At 44.0% G+C, this 17,491-nt stretch carries 19 protein-coding genes; 17 read left to right on the top strand and 2 right to left on the bottom strand.

Annotated features, from left to right (window positions below; genetic code table 11):
- The first annotated feature begins 192 nt into the window (after window positions 1-192).
- The 4 genes from phhA (at window position 193) to A3712_RS20480 (ending at window position 2,555) form a co-directional block, all read left to right on the top strand.
- Window positions 193-987 (top strand): phenylalanine 4-monooxygenase, encoded by a 795-nt coding sequence (phhA, locus tag A3712_RS20495; RefSeq protein ID WP_063524840.1) that lies wholly within the window; start codon window positions 193-195, stop codon window positions 985-987.
- Window positions 977-1,315 carry a 4a-hydroxytetrahydrobiopterin dehydratase gene (locus A3712_RS20490; RefSeq protein ID WP_063524839.1) on the top strand — a complete coding sequence of 113 codons (339 nt, stop codon included), beginning with the start codon at window positions 977-979 and terminating at the stop codon, window positions 1,313-1,315. The genes phhA and A3712_RS20490 overlap by 11 nt, the downstream gene beginning before the upstream one ends.
- A 217-nt stretch (window positions 1,316-1,532) precedes the next feature.
- On the top strand, window positions 1,533-1,742 hold the full coding sequence (locus tag A3712_RS20485) for a DUF3283 family protein (RefSeq protein WP_004736949.1): 210 nt from the start codon (window positions 1,533-1,535) through the stop codon (window positions 1,740-1,742).
- Window positions 1,743-1,838: 96 nt separating this feature from the next.
- Window positions 1,839-2,555 (top strand): YebC/PmpR family DNA-binding transcriptional regulator, encoded by a 717-nt coding sequence (locus tag A3712_RS20480; RefSeq protein ID WP_063524838.1) that lies wholly within the window; start codon window positions 1,839-1,841, stop codon window positions 2,553-2,555.
- Window positions 2,556-2,686: 131 nt separating this feature from the next.
- Here A3712_RS20480 and A3712_RS27030 read toward each other — a convergent pair whose 3' ends face one another.
- Complete coding sequence (locus A3712_RS27030) at window positions 2,687-2,917, bottom strand: DUF2798 domain-containing protein (RefSeq protein ID WP_082856281.1); 231 nt, start codon at window positions 2,915-2,917, stop codon at window positions 2,687-2,689.
- A gap of 84 nt (window positions 2,918-3,001) precedes the next feature.
- Here A3712_RS27030 and A3712_RS20470 point away from each other — a divergent pair, with 84 nt between their 5' ends.
- The 6 genes from A3712_RS20470 to A3712_RS20445 all read left to right on the top strand — a co-directional run bounded on the left by A3712_RS20470 (window position 3,002) and on the right by A3712_RS20445 (window position 9,132).
- Window positions 3,002-3,901 (top strand): LysR family transcriptional regulator, encoded by a 900-nt coding sequence (locus tag A3712_RS20470; RefSeq protein WP_063524836.1) that lies wholly within the window; start codon window positions 3,002-3,004, stop codon window positions 3,899-3,901.
- A 16-nt stretch (window positions 3,902-3,917) separates the two neighbouring features.
- Window positions 3,918-4,793 carry an NAD(P)-dependent oxidoreductase gene (locus A3712_RS20465; RefSeq protein ID WP_063524835.1) on the top strand — a complete coding sequence of 292 codons (876 nt, stop codon included), beginning with the start codon at window positions 3,918-3,920 and terminating at the stop codon, window positions 4,791-4,793.
- A gap of 166 nt (window positions 4,794-4,959) precedes the next feature.
- Window positions 4,960-5,532 (top strand): TetR/AcrR family transcriptional regulator, encoded by a 573-nt coding sequence (locus A3712_RS20460; protein WP_063524834.1) that lies wholly within the window; start codon window positions 4,960-4,962, stop codon window positions 5,530-5,532.
- 452 nt (window positions 5,533-5,984) lie between these two features.
- Window positions 5,985-6,755: an SDR family NAD(P)-dependent oxidoreductase gene (locus tag A3712_RS20455; RefSeq protein ID WP_063524833.1), complete on the top strand. Its 771-nt coding sequence runs from the start codon at window positions 5,985-5,987 to the stop codon at window positions 6,753-6,755.
- Window positions 6,756-6,838: 83 nt separating this feature from the next.
- Window positions 6,839-7,384, top strand: a complete 546-nt coding sequence (locus A3712_RS20450) for an OsmC family protein (RefSeq protein ID WP_032553968.1) — start codon at window positions 6,839-6,841, stop codon at window positions 7,382-7,384.
- A 278-nt stretch (window positions 7,385-7,662) separates the two neighbouring features.
- Window positions 7,663-9,132 carry a S41 family peptidase gene (locus tag A3712_RS20445; RefSeq protein ID WP_063524832.1) on the top strand — a complete coding sequence of 490 codons (1,470 nt, stop codon included), beginning with the start codon at window positions 7,663-7,665 and terminating at the stop codon, window positions 9,130-9,132.
- A gap of 165 nt (window positions 9,133-9,297) precedes the next feature.
- On the opposite strand, the gene A3712_RS20440 is transcribed toward A3712_RS20445, so the two are convergent.
- Entirely contained in the window at window positions 9,298-10,107 is an 810-nt protein-coding gene (locus A3712_RS20440; protein ID WP_063524831.1) for a hypothetical protein, read from the bottom strand.
- Window positions 10,108-10,629: 522 nt separating this feature from the next.
- On the opposite strand from A3712_RS20440, the gene A3712_RS20435 reads away from it, so the two are divergent.
- The 7 genes from A3712_RS20435 (at window position 10,630) to A3712_RS20405 (ending at window position 17,400) form a co-directional block, all read left to right on the top strand.
- Window positions 10,630-11,304 (top strand): hypothetical protein, encoded by a 675-nt coding sequence (locus A3712_RS20435; protein WP_063524830.1) that lies wholly within the window; start codon window positions 10,630-10,632, stop codon window positions 11,302-11,304.
- 86 nt (window positions 11,305-11,390) lie between these two features.
- Window positions 11,391-12,089 (top strand): ABC transporter ATP-binding protein, encoded by a 699-nt coding sequence (locus tag A3712_RS20430; RefSeq protein WP_063524829.1) that lies wholly within the window; start codon window positions 11,391-11,393, stop codon window positions 12,087-12,089.
- Window positions 12,077-13,366, top strand: coding sequence for an ABC transporter permease (locus A3712_RS20425; protein WP_063524828.1), 1,290 nt, complete (start codon window positions 12,077-12,079; stop codon window positions 13,364-13,366). Before A3712_RS20430 ends, A3712_RS20425 begins: the two co-directional genes overlap by 13 nt.
- On the top strand, window positions 13,359-14,141 hold the full coding sequence (locus A3712_RS20420) for an outer membrane lipoprotein-sorting protein (protein ID WP_063524827.1): 783 nt from the start codon (window positions 13,359-13,361) through the stop codon (window positions 14,139-14,141). The genes A3712_RS20425 and A3712_RS20420 overlap by 8 nt, the downstream gene beginning before the upstream one ends.
- 9 nt (window positions 14,142-14,150) lie before the next feature.
- Window positions 14,151-15,443 carry a hypothetical protein gene (locus A3712_RS20415; RefSeq protein WP_063524826.1) on the top strand — a complete coding sequence of 431 codons (1,293 nt, stop codon included), beginning with the start codon at window positions 14,151-14,153 and terminating at the stop codon, window positions 15,441-15,443.
- On the top strand, window positions 15,443-16,501 hold the full coding sequence (locus A3712_RS20410; protein ID WP_063524825.1) for a sensor histidine kinase: 1,059 nt from the start codon (window positions 15,443-15,445) through the stop codon (window positions 16,499-16,501). The genes A3712_RS20415 and A3712_RS20410 overlap by 1 nt, the downstream gene beginning before the upstream one ends.
- A gap of 50 nt (window positions 16,502-16,551) precedes the next feature.
- Window positions 16,552-17,400 carry a LytR/AlgR family response regulator transcription factor gene (locus A3712_RS20405; protein ID WP_063524824.1) on the top strand — a complete coding sequence of 283 codons (849 nt, stop codon included), beginning with the start codon at window positions 16,552-16,554 and terminating at the stop codon, window positions 17,398-17,400.
- The last annotated feature ends 91 nt before the right edge of the window (window positions 17,401-17,491 follow it).

Below are 17,491 nucleotides of genomic sequence, written 5' to 3'. Positions count from 1 at the left end.
TTTTAACAAAAACTTAACTATTTCAGTCTGGTATGAAGGTTTTACAAAGTCAAAAGATCAGGTAAATAAGGCTTTGATATATTTATGTAAATAAAATGTTACATGACGGGCTATTTCGAAAAATAGCGTAAATTTGGCGCTTACAATGAGTGGGGATAGGCTTAAAGGGAGACATTCGAAAGGAGGTACGTAATGACTCAATATCATTCTAAGCCCGTGAGCCAAGAGGGATGGGTTGAGTGGAGCCTCGAAGAAGAAGCCATTTGGCACGACTTGGTGAAAAGGCAACTGGACGTAATTGATGATCGCGCGTGTGAAGCCTATCTGCATGGATTGACGCTGCTTGATCTGCCATTAGACAGAGTTCCTCAACTACCTGAGATAAACAAAGTTCTAAAGGAAACAACAGGTTGGCAAGTACATCCCGTACCTGCGTTGATAGATTTCGACCGTTTCTTTGATTTGCTCGCCAATAAGCGATTCCCTGTAGCCACATTTTTGAGAACGCGAGACGAGTTTGATTACCTACAAGAACCAGATTTCTTTCATGAAATTTTTGGTCACTGTGCCATGCTCACTAATCCTGATTTTGCCGCTTTCACTGAGCAATATGGAAAGCTAGGCCAAGCCGCCAACTCTAAACAGCGAGGTTATCTTGCCCGTTTGTATTGGTTTACGGTTGAGTTCGGATTAGTAAAAGAAGGCGATAAATTGAAAATCTACGGCGGCGGCATTCTCTCTTCTCCAGCAGAAACCCATTATGCGCTGGAAGGGGAGTTGGCCGTTCGTGAGAGTTTTGATTTGCAAACGGTGCTAAGAACCCCTTATCGCATCGACATCATGCAACCGAAGTATTATGTGATTAATGACTTAGCTGAGCTATTTCAAATCAGTCAAGAAAACCTGTTACAGCAAGCTGATCTCGCAATTGAAGCGGGGTTACTACCACCACTTTTTGAACCCAAGGAACCGACACATGTTGAATGAATTAAAATGCGAAGCCTGCAGTATTGACGCGATTGCCCTGAGTAAAGATGAGCAGCAGTCGCTATTGTTGGAGTTGTCTGATTGGCAAATCATCGAAAGAGACGGCATCCCGCAGCTTGAAAAGGTATTCAAGTTTAAGAACTACAAACAAGCATGGGCATTCAGCAATAAAGTGTCGGAGTTGGCAGAAGAAGAGTTCCATCATCCTTCTATCCTATTGGAGTGGGGTAAAGTCACCGTCACCTGGTGGAGTCACTCAATCAAAGGCCTGCACAAAAATGACTTCATCTGTGCCTCACGCTGCGACGTGTTCGCGGAGAGTGAGTAGCATTGTAATTTGATTAACCGATTCGGTTCGTGTTGCGGGCCGAATCATTGATACTCTCGTTGTAAAAGGGCTAACTTCTCTTAACCCAACTTGACCTGCATCAGCACTTGCTTGGTTTCTTGTCTCATAAATCCTGTCTGCTACTCATAGTATTGGTTTTATGAGGCAGCTCTATGATATATTTCTCGGCCAAGTGTATTACAGACGAAGGCGACTAATGTCTATCAACCTTTCACTCCTTCCACCCAGCGAGAAAAACAAAATCGAACTGGATAAGCAGGCATCGTTTCTAGTATGGAAATTGAAGCAGGCTAAATGTGGCCCAGAAGCCATTGTTGAAGAAGCAATGAAGCTCGGTGACCCAGATGAAAAGGCGTGGTTTGAACAGTCTGTAGAAAAATACAAACGAGTAATGGGCGTCGCATAACCGCAGACAAACCTTGCTCAGCAAAGCTGTGGAATTGAAATGACACGGTAATTTGCTAGAATTTGCCCCGTTAATTGAATCAGAGAGAAGATCCCGATGGGAAGAAGTTTTGAAGTGCGCAAAGCCTCAATGGCTAAAACTGCTGGCGCAAAAATTAAAGTTTATTCCAAATACGGTAAAGAAATTTACATGTGTGCGAAGAATGGTGGTTCAGATCCAGACATGAACCTGTCGCTAAAGCACCTTATTGCTAAAGCGAAGAAAGACCAAGTTCCTGCACACGTTATCGACAAAGCGATCGACAAAGCAAGCGGCGGCGGTGGTGAAGACTACGCTCCAGCTCGTTACGAAGGCTTTGGCCCAGGCGGCACAAGCGTAATCGTTGACTGTCTAACTGACAACGGCAACCGTACTTTCCAAGACGTTCGCCAATGTTTCGTTAAAACTGGCGCGAAAATCGGTGTTGAAGGTTCTGTTTCTCACATGTTCGCTCACCAAGCTGTATTCCAGTTCAAAGGTGAAGATGACGAGATCATCCTAGAAACACTAATGATGGACGACGTAGACGTAACAGATGTAGAGCTAGAAGATGGTGTAATCACTGTATTCGCTCCAACAACAGAGTTCTTCAAAACGAAGACTGCACTAACTAACGCGTTCCCTGAGCTAGTTCTAGATGTTGAGGAAATTACCTTCGTTCCTCAAACTATGACGCCAGTAGCGGAAGAAGATTCTGAGAAGTTCCAGAAGTTCTTAGACATGCTTGACGACTGTGATGACGTTCAGCAGGTTTACCACAACGCTGAGCTGTAATTTTTACAGTTATAATAGTTAATAAAAAAGCCGAGCCTAGTGCTCGGTTTTTTTATGCTTTGAGTATTGATCAAACCTTGATCATCGTTCCGTGCTTTTGCCTAACAGAAGGTCTGTTTATATAGCGCTGGTTAGCAAAGTGTACGCGGTCGACAAATCCACTCAGATAGCTTTCGAATCAAAGGGAGTACTGTAAGGTTCAGCACAATGGCACACGGCCAAGCCAGGAAGAAGCTTTGTAACCAGATTGGCGGCCACTCGTGGCTGAATCCCATTTTAAAGCCAGAAATTAACCCAGACATGATGGTTGCCATGGTGAGTGAGGATAAAATCGCGGTTACCCAAAATTGTTTTTTGCTCATATATGTGTCTCCCGTGATTTTCTGTAACTGATGAGATAAGGTTACAACTATCCATTAATGAGAAAAATAGGCATAAATAGAAGTATGAATTCCATATTCGGAAATATTGACGATCTATTCCTGTTTTGTATTGTGGTTGAAGAGGGCTCGTTGTTGTCGGCATCGAAGCGGCTTCAACTGCCTGTGTCGACCATGTCACGCCGATTAACCGCTTTAGAAGAGCGTTTGAGCATCCGCTTGTTAGAAAAGAAGGGTAGGGAACTGGTGGCGACGAAAGATGGTGAGGCGGCCTTTGCAGCGCTGAGTAGTGGCATGGAGTCTCTTCATCAAGGCTTTAGTAGCCTGCTTGAAGAGCGCGATGCCATTCAAGGTAAGGTAAAACTCGCAGTGCCTCATAATTTCTATAGTGGTTTTCTTCGCCCGACAGTCGAGCAATACCTTACTCAATATCCAAATGTGCAGCTCAATCTGATTTTGAGCCAGCAACAAGTGGTGCCAAAAACCGACCGTGATTTGTTGATCACGTTTCAGATTTCCGACATGGACGGCATGATCGCTCGACCATTGTTTAAAGCGAAACATGGTTTTTTTGCAAGCCAAACCTATTTAGAATCACGTGAGCCGATCGTTAAACCACAAGATCTCGAACATCAAGACTGGATTAACGTTGATGATGTGTTTGATATGCCGCTTTACAAAGCGGGTCACCTGGAACAGATGGTGACGATCAGGCCTAAGTTTATTGTGAACGATATTCGTGCGGTCGCGGCAGCAGCGCAGAAGGGGCTGGGTATCGCTTCGCTGCCTTTTCGTCATGTTGATCCGGAAATGAATCTGGTTCAAGTACTCCCTGAGTACCATCGGGGTGATCGTCAAGCGTATTTAGTGTACAAAGAAAGAAAATATCAGCCGAAGGCTTTAACTCTGCTTATTGAGGCGTTAATTAAAAGCGTTCAGTCGTTCCATAGCGACGAGCTGAGTTAAACAAAAGGAGAAAGAGATGAAAGTAAGTTTTATCGGGTTAGGTGTTATGGGTTTCCCAATGGCAGGACACCTAGTCAAAGCCGGTTTCGAGGTAACGGTATTTAACCGTACTCATAGCAAAGCATTGGACTGGGCTGGAAAGCACCAAGGTAGAACCGCTGAGAGCGTTGCTGAGTGTGTGGCAGAAGCCGATGTTGTGCTGGTTTGTGTGGGTAATGATGATGACGTACGAAGCATGACAACCAGCGAAACAGGCGCACTGGCAGCAATGAAGCCAAACGCGATTCTTGTTGACCACACCACAACGTCTGCAATCCTGTCTGAAGAGCTTGAAGTAGCTGCGAAGCAAGCTGGAGTTCGTTTTATGGATGCACCAGTGTCTGGTGGTCAAGCAGGTGCAGAGAACGGCGTGCTAACTATCATGTGTGGTGGTGAGCAACAGCTATTCAACGACCTTCAACCTGTGTTTGAAGCTTACGGTAAATCGTCAGTTCTGATGGGTAAAGTCGGCCAAGGCCAACGCGCGAAAATGGTTAACCAGATCTGCATCGCTGGTGTGTTGAATGGCTTATCTGAAGGCTTAGTGCTTGCTGAGAAATCAGGTTTAGATATCCCAACTCTGGTTGATTGCCTCAAAAACGGCGCTGCTGGTTCGTGGCAGATGGAAAACCGCGCTACGACAATGGCGCAAGACAAGTTTGATTTCGGTTTCGCCATTGATTGGATGATCAAAGACTTAGGTTTCTGTTTAGATGAAGCTGAGCGCCAAGGCATTCAACTTCCATTGACGGAGAAGACCAGCAACGCATACAAGGCTCTTTCTGCACAAGGTGAAGGCCGTATGGATACCTCTGTATTGATGAAAGCTGTGGTTGAAGAGACAAAGACGTAGAAAGATAGAAACTTCGTTTAGATAATTAAAAATAGCCGCTAATCAGCGGCTATTTTTTTGCCCACCCACACTCGAACTTTACACTTCCTGGAAAACCATACCTACTGATAGATAGGCGATCCCTGTGAATTATGCTATATTCACCCAAAATATAGGTGGAATTAATATGAAAGAACTTAATCCAACGGCAGAAAAGATCGTCGATTTAGCGGAAAGTTATATGCAAAGCCGAGGTTTTAATGGCTTCAGTTTTCGCGACATTCAAAATGAGCTTGGGATAAAGACTGCGAGTATCCATTATCATTTCAAAACGAAACAAGACCTGGCTCAAACGGTATTTGAACGTTACCTTGTTAATTACGAAGTAGCGTTAAAGCGGATCGAGAGTCAAGACATCTCTGCAGAAGGTAAAATTGAAGCATTAGCCGACATTTTTGTTGATGTACGCGAGAACAATAAACTGTGTCTATGTGGTATGTATGCTTCTGACTTCTATTTTTTGGCGGATGGTTTGGAAAGCCTATTGTCTAAATTTGTTCAAATCAATGAAGACTTTATTCGTAAAAGCATAGAGCAGGGGATTGCGAGTGGACATTTCCGTTCTGGGTTAGAAGCGACTCAAGCTGCGAGGTTGGTTTTTGTCGCCTTGGAGGGAGGGATTTTACTGTCTCAATTCAAGGACACAGATTATATCCGTTCGGTGAAAGTCGGCTGCTTAAACATTCTGAAGGCTTTATAGTTTATCGACTATGCTGATACGGTGCAGTATAGCGTTAGGCTTTGTAAGAGGGCATCGTTATTGCGTTTTAGATATGTTGAACACAGTGCTACCCAAAAGAGATTGTTGTTTTGAAAGCGAGGCTTAGCCCTCGCTTTTTTTATGTCTGCAAACTGGTCATTGGACAAAAATTCGTAATGGTTCTGACTCACTAAATGGTGTTGTAGACACTTTTTATGAGACGGATGCTTATTTTTACAAAAATAATTTTACATACTATGTTTATGATAAATATGGACTTTCATTGAAAATAACTTTATCTACCTATTGATAGGTAGATAAAGTTGTTGACGCGAAACCGATCCGATCTTAAAGTACACCCACTGACGAGGAGATGGTCTCTACTACTCCTCCATTTTTTTGAATAAAAAACCTATCTACTGGTAGGTAGTTTTTAGATTAAGGATTTCATTATGTTTAACACATCTTCTATTGCACTAATTGTTGGCGGTTCTTCTGGTATGGGTAAAGCAACAGCAGAGCGACTGCTTAAGTCTGGTGTGCCTGTAATGATTCTCTCTCATGACAAACAGAATCTTGCTGAAGCAAAATTGGAACTGGAATCAGCCACGAATGGTCATGTTGAAACGGCTCAGGTTGATTTATACGACCCTTCTGCTGTTCAAAGCTTTATTGAACAATTAAATGCAGAAAAACGTCACATTGGCTATTTGGTGAATGCAGCTGGTTTCTTCAAACCTGTCGATTTCCTAGAGCATTCTGAGCAAGATTACGACCTTCAGTTAGATATGAACCGTGCTTTCTTCTTCATTACACAAGCTGTTGCGAAAAATATGAAACAGCACGGTGGTGGCGCAATTGTAAACATCGGTTCTATGTGGGCACACCAAGCAATTAAAGCAACGCCTTCTTCAGCTTACTCAATGCAGAAAGCGGCACTACATGCACTAACAAAAAACTTGGCCATTGAACTAGGTGACCACGGTGTACGTGTAAACGCAGTGGCTCCAGCAGTCGTAATGTCGACAATTTATAAGTCATTCATCGCTGAAGATGAGATTGAATCTGCACTACAAGGTTTTAACGATTTCCACCCAATCGGTCGAATTGGTTCTACAGACGATGTTGCTGATGCAATTGAATACCTACTATCGAATAAGTCTTCTTGGGTAACGGGCACGATTCTAAATGTCGATGGCGGCGTGATGGCGGGTCGAAACTAAATTACAAGTCGCCTTCCACGCGGTGTGGGAGGCACTACATGAATATTAATCACTATAAACAAGAAATAATTAAAGGATTTAACATGAGTAATGCACCATTAAATGGCCTTAACTTAGAAGACCTATCAGCTTATACGAAAGTTATTACTGATGATGCAACACAAGCGGTATCTGAATACGGCATTGTTGCTGAATGGAAAGGCGGTGTTCATAGCGAAATTCGCACGTTGAACCAAAAGGTAGGTGGAACAGAAATCGTTAAAGATTTTACTTTCGACGTGGGTGAACCAGAAGAGCTTCTTGGCAATAACGCATACCCTACGCCACAAGATTACCTGCTGGGTGGCATGGCTGGCTGTATGATGGTTGGTTTTGTTGCAGGCGCCAGTGCCCGCGGCATTCGTTTAGAGTCTGTAAAGCTGACCATCAAAGGGGCTTTGGATCTTCGTGGGTTCTTGAATGTATCTGAAGAAGCTCCGGTTGGCTTCGAAGAGATCCAATTTCAGTTTGAAGTTCAAGGTGATGGTACTCAGGCTGATTACGATGAAGTTATTGCTGGGGTCCAACAATTTTCTCCGAATTACCGAACAATCAGTGATGCCGTTAAAGTCTCAGCGATTGTGGCTTAATTAAACGATTTTATTTAATTAGCTAAAAATATAGAACCCTTTTTTAATTTATGCACTGCCACTGCTTTGAGCCTATATTTTAATATAGGCTCTTTTTTTATTCTCAATTCTCTAAATTAGGTGGGTTTAAATTAGATTTTTTTAAATTTGACAATGTTAATTTATTCTATTCTAATTAATGATGTAATAGACTCAGTTACATAAAACATACATATACCTACACTGCTTATTATCAAATTAATTTATCATTTTTAACTTCCGTATAGTGGAGTAATAAAATGAAACCTCTTAAATATGTGATGACACTTGCTTTAATTCAAGGTTCATTCGCATGTCATAGCGAACAAGTTAAAAAAGACCAGACCCATGATATTAATGGGGTTTGGTTTAGCCAACGAGACGGCGAAATTAAAGTTATCGAAAATGAGACTACAAGAACGATACAAGTGGTTAATAACACTTGTTATGAAGTGTCTAACTCTTTGAGTTATGGTACAGAGTTGAGTTATGAGGCGATAAAACAGCATTCCATTCGTCAAGATAATCAATTGATTCTTAATATTCTTCGACCTAGACCTTTTACTTATACTTTAGTTAGTAATATCAATGATGTATGTACTGAAGGTCTTGGTCACTCTATGGTTCGCGATGGTTACTTTGATTTTGATGCTCAATCGATGTTCGATATATATTGGCAAGATATGAACAACCACTATGCCTTTTTTGATGAACGTAACATTGACTGGGATGAGGTTTATGAAAAATATTATGATGACTTACACGGTGCAGACGACGAACAGCTAATAAATGTATTCGATGAAATACTTCGTCACTTAAAGGATGATCATAGTTCTATTTCTATCCCTTCAAAAGAGCTGCAGATATGGTATAGCAATAAAGCCATCTTGGAACAAAAACTGGAGTTGGAAGCTGACCAGTTAAATATTCCTGAATCCGAAAAAGAAAGCTACATAACCAGCCAGAAGGATAAAATCACGCTCAATATCATGAAGTATTTGTTTGAACATGAACAGGAAGGTTTTAAAAAACGAGCTTCTCTTGAGAGCAAGGAACATCGTCTGAACTGGGGCATCATTGATAATAAAGGCATACCGACTGGATACTTAAGAATTGGCGACTTTATGAGCTATATCGATGAAGGTTTAATAACAGAAACGCCTAAACGAAACACAGATAAAGCTCATCGTCAGTTTGAAGAATTAGTGACTAAAATTTTAACGCAGCTAAATGATACCCAGTCGTTGATTATCGATATCCGTGAAAATGAGGGTGGGCTTGATATGCAAGGTCTATGGTTATTGCAGCATTTGATTGAAGAGCAGCAGTTAGCTTGGCATGTTAGCTCTTACTTCAAAGGTGAATTCAGCCATGATGCTGATGTCATGATGACCCCAAGCGATGGTATTTCATATACAAAACCGATTGTACTTTTGACCTCTTTTGGAACGGTCAGTGCAGCAGAGACATTCGCATCGGCAATGAAGACGCTCCCTCACGTGACCATCGTTGGTGAATCAACATCAGGTGCCACCTCAGATGCATTTGGCAGAATGCTTCCCAATGGCTGGGAGTATTCATTAAGTAATTTATATTATAAGAATCGCGACCTTAAAAACCATGAAGTTACAGGGGTGCAGCCAGAGCACGTGGTTAGAAACTTTGTGTTAGAAGATCGTCAGCAAGGCCGAGATGCAGCACTTGAAAAAGCATTGTCATTACTTTATTAAGGCTAACGAGTGCCTAGTTAGAGTGTCACTTGGATAACGAAAAATAGCCGCTGATTAGCGGCTATTTTTGTGTGGCTTGTATAAATCAAGACAAGCCTATCGATGGTTATGTATACCCGATTAGTTAGGTACACATAATGCTTGTAATCAGGTTTGAGCTAGAGACTAATCTAGGTTAACACGCTCAAATTTGACAGTGTGGCCACCGGTGTTTTGACTTGATTCTGTTGCGTAATACAGAGATACCTTACCATTTGAATGAAGGTAGAATTCTTCGCCTGTATTCACTTGAAGCGTCGAATTTTCAGAATTTCGAGAATCAATGTAGTTGATCGATACTGCGGTAATAGCATTTCCGTTTTCATCGGTTGCGCTTCCCGTCGCCGAAACTCGATACGTCGTATCCGCATCAATAAAATGTGATAGAGGCTGAGCGTTGCCTGCAAGAATATTGTGATCAGACGCACTAACAGCGACACCTTCTTGAACAGGTAAACCACAGAATCTTGCTGTTACCTTGATTACTTCGATGGTTTCATTTGAATCTGTACGGGCTAAACCAAGATTCAGTTTTCCGTCAACTAAACGTGAAAAATAACGGTCACTGTTTAGATTCATGTAAAGTTCAATTTGACCAGCGTTATTCGAGCCGCCGTTTGCACCATTCGCTCCCTCAAGCCTACCTGAAATCGACATTGCTTCTGTAGTGCGGTTAGCTAAAAGAACCCTAACTGAAAGGCCTCGTGGATTTTCAATCTTGTCGTAGCCGAAATCAAAATCAAACTTTTCGATTTCACCCCATGTACTGGTGTTGTAATCAATGATGAGTGGTTTATCTGGCTCGATGATACTTTCTAGCCATTGAGAGCCATCGGTTTCTCCCGAGTAGCAGCCGCTGCTGGCCATTGACTGCGCTGATGTCATGAATAATGCACTGGTGATAGCTGTGATAACCGATTTGTTAAGTAAGTTCATTTTGTTCTCATTGAATTGTTATAAGACTAGCCATTGTTTAGAACGACCGACGTACGCGAATTATAGCTATCAAAGCATTGATTAATTGACCTGATGGTTTTTTGTTCTTTTAAATCAGTGGCTTGTGACGAGCTACTTCGGGTTGTACCCTATATTAATACACAGTGTGAATGCAAGCTCCTATAGTGGTAAATGTTATGGGGTTACACATTGATGGTGTGAATTTATTATGTTGTGTTTAAATTATGTACTAATGTTGCTTGAGTCGTTCTAATTAGCTTTATAAAGGGCTAAATTATTTGGGTTAATTGAAATGGCCAGTTAACAAACAGTGCAGCATGATGGTGACTAAACTTGAATCTTTCTTTGCAGAGAAGGGTAATTACTCCCACCTCTAACTTCCCCACTCACGCCTTCACTCAACCATTCACTCCGCATTATTGCCATTCGTCGCATTGATAAAACGGCGTGACAGTTTGTGGTTAACCTTTCAACGTCAACATTTGAGAGGGATTACACATCATGACGGCTTCAAACACTTCAAACTCATTTACTGCTCTGTTTCGTCGTTCACTTTTAATTGGGTTAGCTTTAATCGCTCCTACTCTGGCGCTAGCTAATCCAAGTTCAGACGTGCTTGATATTTACAATCAAGCCGCGCAAGGCAATGAAGACCTAGTCGAGATGGCCTATGAACGCCTCAATGACACGCTGCAACAAGACGGTGCGACGCCGCTGACTTTGGTTTACCTAGGCAGCACAGAAACCTTAATGGGTCGTGATGCACTCTTGCCTTGGAACAGAATGAAGTATGTCGAGAAGGGCTTATCGACCATAGACAAATCACTGGTGTTGCTGAAAGACGAAGACCAACCCATTCATGAACAACCTCGTGTTCAAAGATTACCAGATTCTTACCTGACTCGCGCCATGGCCGCGGTGACTTACACTTCTCTACCTGACATGTTTAACCACTTTGATCGCGGTTACGACTTGTTTCTCTCGCTACTCGCGGAAGATGAATTTCAACAACAGCACTTCTCTGCAACCTCATGGATTTATCGCTACGCAATTACTGCATCGATTCGTGCTGAAGACCTAACGCAAGCACAGGCGTGGTTAAAGCAAATGGAAATGGCCGATGCCGATAACATCGAAACGATGACTGCTAAGGCCCTAATAGCGAAAGCCAAGTAATAGTAGCGAAAGCTAAGTAATAGTTGCGAAAGTGAAATAAAGGGCATGGAAGCTGAATAGTTGGCGAGTAATCATAGGAAAACGGAATGATTGAATTTAAAGGGATCAGTAAGTCGTATCTCACGGGTGGACAAAGTGTCGATGCTCTCAAGGGAGTCGATGGTCAGATAAAACGTGGTGAAATGGTGGCACTGTGCGGCCCTTCTGGATCAGGGAAAAGCACGCTTTTGAACATCCTAGGTTTGTTGGATATGGATTATCGAGGTGAGATAAATATTGATGGCAAAGCGTATCCAACAGAGCAGATTGCTGCTGCGCGTTTTCGCCGCCAGTCATTGGGTTTTGTGTTTCAGCGCTTCAACCTTGTTCCGGTGATGACAGCACTTGAGAACGTCGCATATCCGTTGATGCTGAACCAATGTTCAAAGCAAGAACAGCAGATCAGAGCCCAAGATATGTTAGATCGTGTTGGGCTAGGGTGTTATATCCGTCACCGTCCAGACAACCTTTCAGGTGGTCAGCAGCAACGTGTTGCGATAGCCAGAGCATTGGTCCACAACCCAAGTTTAGTGATTGCTGATGAGCCTACTGCCAGCTTAGACAGCCACACAGCCAATCTGGTGATCGACATTATGAAAGAGCTCGGTCACGAGATGGGCACCACCTTTATTGTCGCAACGCATGACCCAAGAATGGCGGAGCGCTGTGACCGAATGATTGAACTTATCGATGGGCAACTAGCGTCACAAGCCGAAGCAATGGAGGTGATCTCATGGGCAAGTTAACGCAAGGCTTTAGCTCCGTTTTACTTCCAACCTCGGTCCGTTTGGCGTGGCTCAATCTATTGAGAAATGGTCGACGTAGTCTGCTTTCGGTGTTGATCATCGCGATTGCGGTGTTTGCGCTGACTAGTGCGGGCGGTTATGGACTTTACACCTACGAATCTTTGAGAGAATCAACCGCGCGCGATATGGGTCATCTTACTTTGAGCACGCCGGGTTATTTTGAACAAGACGAAGACATGCCGCTGAGTAATGGTTTAGATAATGTTCAAGCGCTCACCAAGAGCATTATTGGCGACAGCGATGTACGTGGTGTGCAGCCTCGAGTTTACTTTAGTGGTTTGGTGTCTAACGGCAGCAAGTCGACCATCTTTATGGGAACAGGCGTTAATGAGCGCGAGTTCGACATGAAAGGGCCTTTCCTTGACGTGCGCAGCGGTCAAACCCTCTCGGATGTGAAATCACCAAGATACGACAGCCAAGAGCCACAAGTGATGCTCGGAACCGACCTTGCTCGTAACCTTAAAGTGGCCGTTGGTGATTGGGTTACATTGCTTGCGACCACCAGTGATGGCGCATTGAATGCCTTTGATTTTAAGGTGCAGGGCATTTACTCGACTGGCGTACCTGAGCTCGACAAACGTCAGTTGTACGTACACATCACTACCGCACAAGAGCTTTTAGCGTCAGACAAAGTCAGCACCTTGTCGGTATTTCTTTTTGAAACTAATAAGACTTCGACGGTTCAACAACGCATCCAATTGGCTTTGGATAAGCAAGTTGGTCAACAAGGCTCAGGCATTGAGATCACCCCATGGCAAGATCGCGCATTCTTCTACACCAAGGTTAAAGATCTTTACGACCGTATCTTCGGCATCATGGGCGCAGTGATGGCATTGGTGGTGTTCGTATCTTTGTTTAACACCATGACCATGTCGGTGACGGAACGCACTTGTGAGATAGGCACTTTGTCGGCACTTGGCAGTTACCCTTCTGAAATCGTTGCGGGTTTTCTAAAAGAGGCGGGCTTACTGGCGGTAATTGGCAGTGCGATAGGCGCACTAGTGAGTGGTTTAGTGTCGGTGTTATTGCTGGTGATTGATGCGCAAATGCCACCACCTCCGGGTCGAACCGAAGGTTACCCACTTAATATTTACTTCTCATTGGAATTGGTTGGTTACGCCACCTTAGGTGTGCTGACGATATGTTTGCTGGCTGCTTACTTCTCTGCTCGCAAAGGCGTAAATAAGCCAATCACGGAGGCGCTGGTTTATGTATAAACTTACTCGTTCACTCACTATTTTAGGTTCTGCGTTGTCCTTGGCTCTAGTATCGGCATCAAGCTGGGCTATCGATTCACAGCTAGTTACCGAGATGATTGCTAAGGCAGACAGCTACCGTCTGAACAGCGAACAGGCATCAAAAGTGGTATCTCTGGTCGCGCTATATCAAGACGAGCAACTGGACAAAACCCGTGAGTACAACGTCTACACAAGACCAAATCGAGAGTCGCTGGTCGTGTTCAAGTCGGCGGTCGAGGCGGGTCAAAAGATGCTGATGATAGAGGACAACTATTGGTTACTGATGCCGAAATCGCGCCGTCCAATTCGTATCACCCCGATGCAAAAATTGCTTGGTGAAGCTTCGGTTGGTGATATCTCAACGCTGACTTGGAGTGAAGACTACCAAGGCGAGTGGGTTGCTGAACAATCGGTTGAGATGCCAAGTGGTGAGCTGCTTGATACCTACCACTTAAAACTCACGGCGAAAACTAAGGGCGCGAGTTATCAATCGATTGATCTGTGGTTAACGGCAGACCGAGCGTTTCCTGTTAAAGCGGATCTGTATCTGCGTTCAGGTAAGTTAGCCAAGCAAGCTTGGTTTACTGAAGGCGTGCGAGATGGCTTGCCAAGTGTGGTGTCGATGACCTTGCTCGATAAGATTCAACCAAGTAAGAAAACCGTGATTGAGTATCGCGAGGTAAGCGAGCAAGCCTTGGCAGATAAATACTACAACCCTGCTTACTTATCGCGTAATAGCGTGTCTGGGCTTTAGGTGGGTGGTATGAAAGCTTCTAGCCGTCGATTCCACATCAAGCCTTCAATCGCTACCTTGTTTGCATTGTCTTGTATGAGTCACACGACTCAAGCGGGCGATCTGAGCCTAGCGTGGGACTGGCAACTGAGTGCTGAAGGCGTTGAATCGCGAGAGTCGCCATTTAGTCCTTTCGTATCTGATAACCGTCAGTCACTCAATGGTTTGCTGGATCTTGAAGTTGGATATGGTAATTGGCTTGGCCTGTTTGCCGTAAAAGCCAATGACATTTTGAGTAATACTCCTCAAGACCAAGACGCGAGCTTTGAATCGGAATTCATTGTACGCGAGTTGTTTTGGCAAGGTGGTGTTGAACTGTCTAATTCAGCGTTCGGTGATCATTACTTCGATGCCACACTCGGTAAGGTTCGCCTAGATTGGGGCGTTGGTTATGGTTACCGACCTTTAGACATCATTAAGCCTTACCGACAAAACCCTGTGGGCATTGTCGCAGAAGAGGGCGCAGGTGTGGCTTCCGCGTCACTGTTCGATATGACGGGCGAATGGACACTGCTTTACAGCGATTCATCATGGACTTCCCAAGATGTGAATCAATTCGAAAAGCAGAATCAGCAACAAGGGTTTGGCTTACGTCGTTTCAACTTAGTAGGCGATCACGAATATCAATGGGTCGCTTATTACGACGATGTACGCCACGGTTTGTTTGGAGCAAGCTTGGTGTCGGTATTAAACCTCGCGTGGGAGTTTCACGGTTCGATGGTTTATCAGCGACAAAGTTTGGGTTACAGCCAGCCCAACTCACTGCTTGAACCGGTTTATCTAGAAGAGCGGGGCGAGGCTTACCAAGCCTTACTCGGACTAACATGGGCCAACGAGACGGGCCACAATGTGGTACTGGAATACTGGTTTGATAGCCGCGCTTGGAGTGATAGTGAGTGGCAAAGCGCTTTAGAGAATGCGGAGTCTTTGTCTCTTAATCCCATGACAACATCGTTGGCGGGCTCTTACGCTCAAGGTTATCAACACGCTAATTTGGTTCAACACAATCTCATGTTTCACTGGTCTTTGGACTCGACACATGGCTGGCTTGAAGATATCACGCCAACATTTGATGTCATGCTGTCTCCGCAAGACGGTGGCTTTATTGCTACGCAGTGGCTCAATTATCAGGCTTTCGATAATGGCGATTCGTCGTTGGAATTGGAACTTGCTGCACGCTTTCTAGGCGGTAAAAGTGATTCTGCTTACGCCAACTTACCGGATAGTCATATGATTCTTTTAAATATCAAAGGACGATTTTAATGGACACTTCTTCAAACAGTCGCTTTTCATGGATCAAAAGCTTCGCGTTCACCACGCTATTTTGCGTTCTTATTGCAATTACAACCCATACGATTTGGGGAGGCGGGTTAACACTCAATTTAGCCATCAGCTTCGGTTTTGGCTACAGCGCGGTGGGCTCTTCGTTTGTGTTGGTTAAGTGGTTTAAACGAGAATCTCGCGTATTTGAAGTTGGCGTTTCGATGGCCATTGCTATGGTGGTGGGTACCTTGAATGCACACTATTGGTTGAACGGCTTTTTCGGCTCTAACCTTTCCGATCTTAAATCCGTGATACTGCTTGGTGTGATCTTCTGTTCCGTTTGTTATTACTACTTCTACACAAGAGAGCAGCAGCTACGTGCCGATAATGAATTAGAGGTGGCGAAACGTCGCCAAGCTGATCAAGAAAAGGTCGTTGTACTTAGCCAGTTAAAACAGCTACAAAGCCAAATCGAGCCGCACTTTTTGTTCAACACTCTTGCGACCATTAATGTATTGATTGAGAGTGATAGCGCCAAAGCTAAGTTGATGCTTGAAAAACTGACAGACTTGTTGCGTGTGACCCTCAAGAACAGCCGTACTGAGCAATTGACCATAGCTCAAGAGGTCGATTTACTAGACGCTTATTTGAACATCCAGAAGATACGATTAGATGAACGTTTGACGTTCTCGATTGAAACCAACGACATCAGCGAACAACAAGTGATTCCACCTTTCTTGATTCAACCTTTGGTTGAGAATGCGTTAACACACGGAATTGAACCTAAGGCTACTGGTGGTGAAGTCAATATCCGAATTGTTCAGCAAGACGACCAGATGAAAATTGAAGTATCAGACAGTGGCGTGGGGCTGACAGCACCGTCTATTGCTGCTGGCCATGGTGTTGGATTGAGTAATATTCGTCAGCGTATTGCTACCCTATACGGAGATAAGGCGAGCCTGACGATCACAGAGCAAGCGACTGGCGGCGTGGTGTCGACAATCTTGTTGCCGCTCATCAGCGAAACTAGCTCCGAGAATGCAGTTCTGAAACTCTAAGTACTGTTACGAAAACAGACGATTTACAGTGTGAATTTAAAGGAAGAATAATGATCAACTCAGGACTAAAACACAGTGTGACGGCAATTATCGCAGACGATGAAGCACTGTTAAGGCATCACTTGGATAAGAGTCTTGCTGAGGTTTGGCCTGAGCTAGAGATTGTCAGTAAGGCCAAAAATGGGACAGAGGCTATGCAGAGTATTCAGCAGCTAAAACCTGATGTCGTCTTTCTTGATATTCGTATGCCAGAGCTTGATGGCATTTCCCTAGCCAAACAATTGAACAAGCTTGCATCACCGCCGCTGGTGGTCTTCATTACGGCTTACGACGAGTATGCGGTTAAAGCTTTTGAGCATAATGCGATAGATTACCTACTCAAGCCAATCAATGAAGAGCGCCTGCTTGCTACCTGTCAGAAGATTCAAGCGCGCTTATCAAGTAATCAAACACAGTCCGGTCATATGCCAGAACAACCCGACATCGCTGCACTCATGAGTCAACTTCAGCAACTGTCACAGTCGGCGTCACAGCAAACGCAGCCTCCTTATTTGTCGCAGAAAAAGTATCTTACGTGGCTCAAAGCCAGCGTTGGCGAAGACATTCACCTGATCGCCGTCGATGATGTGGCGTATTTCAAAGCCGAAGATAAATACGTATCGATATTCAAGAAAGGGCACGGTGGGCTATTAGAGGAGTTTATTCTTCGTGTATCTCTAAAGGAGTTACTCGCTCAACTTAATCCGGATGAGTTTTGGCAGATCCATCGTTCAGTGGTGGTGAAAGTGTCGGCTATTGATAAGGTCAAAAAAGGACTATCCGGTCAGATGTCGGCGTATGTATCCGGTGACAAGCTGCCAATCAGCCGTGCCTCGCAAGCTCTGTTTAAAGGCATGTAGTCTGTTTTTCTTCCCCTTACTCCTGAACTTCTAGTTGAATATGGCTGACTTTACATGTGTTATTGTAATTTATAAGATGACGATCTAGATC

The sequence above is a fragment of the Vibrio sp. HI00D65 genome (assembly GCF_001635455.1).
Taxonomy (GTDB): domain Bacteria; phylum Pseudomonadota; class Gammaproteobacteria; order Enterobacterales; family Vibrionaceae; genus Vibrio.
The sequence above is the reverse complement of the archived record's forward strand: the minus strand, read 5'-3'. Positions and strand labels throughout refer to the sequence as shown.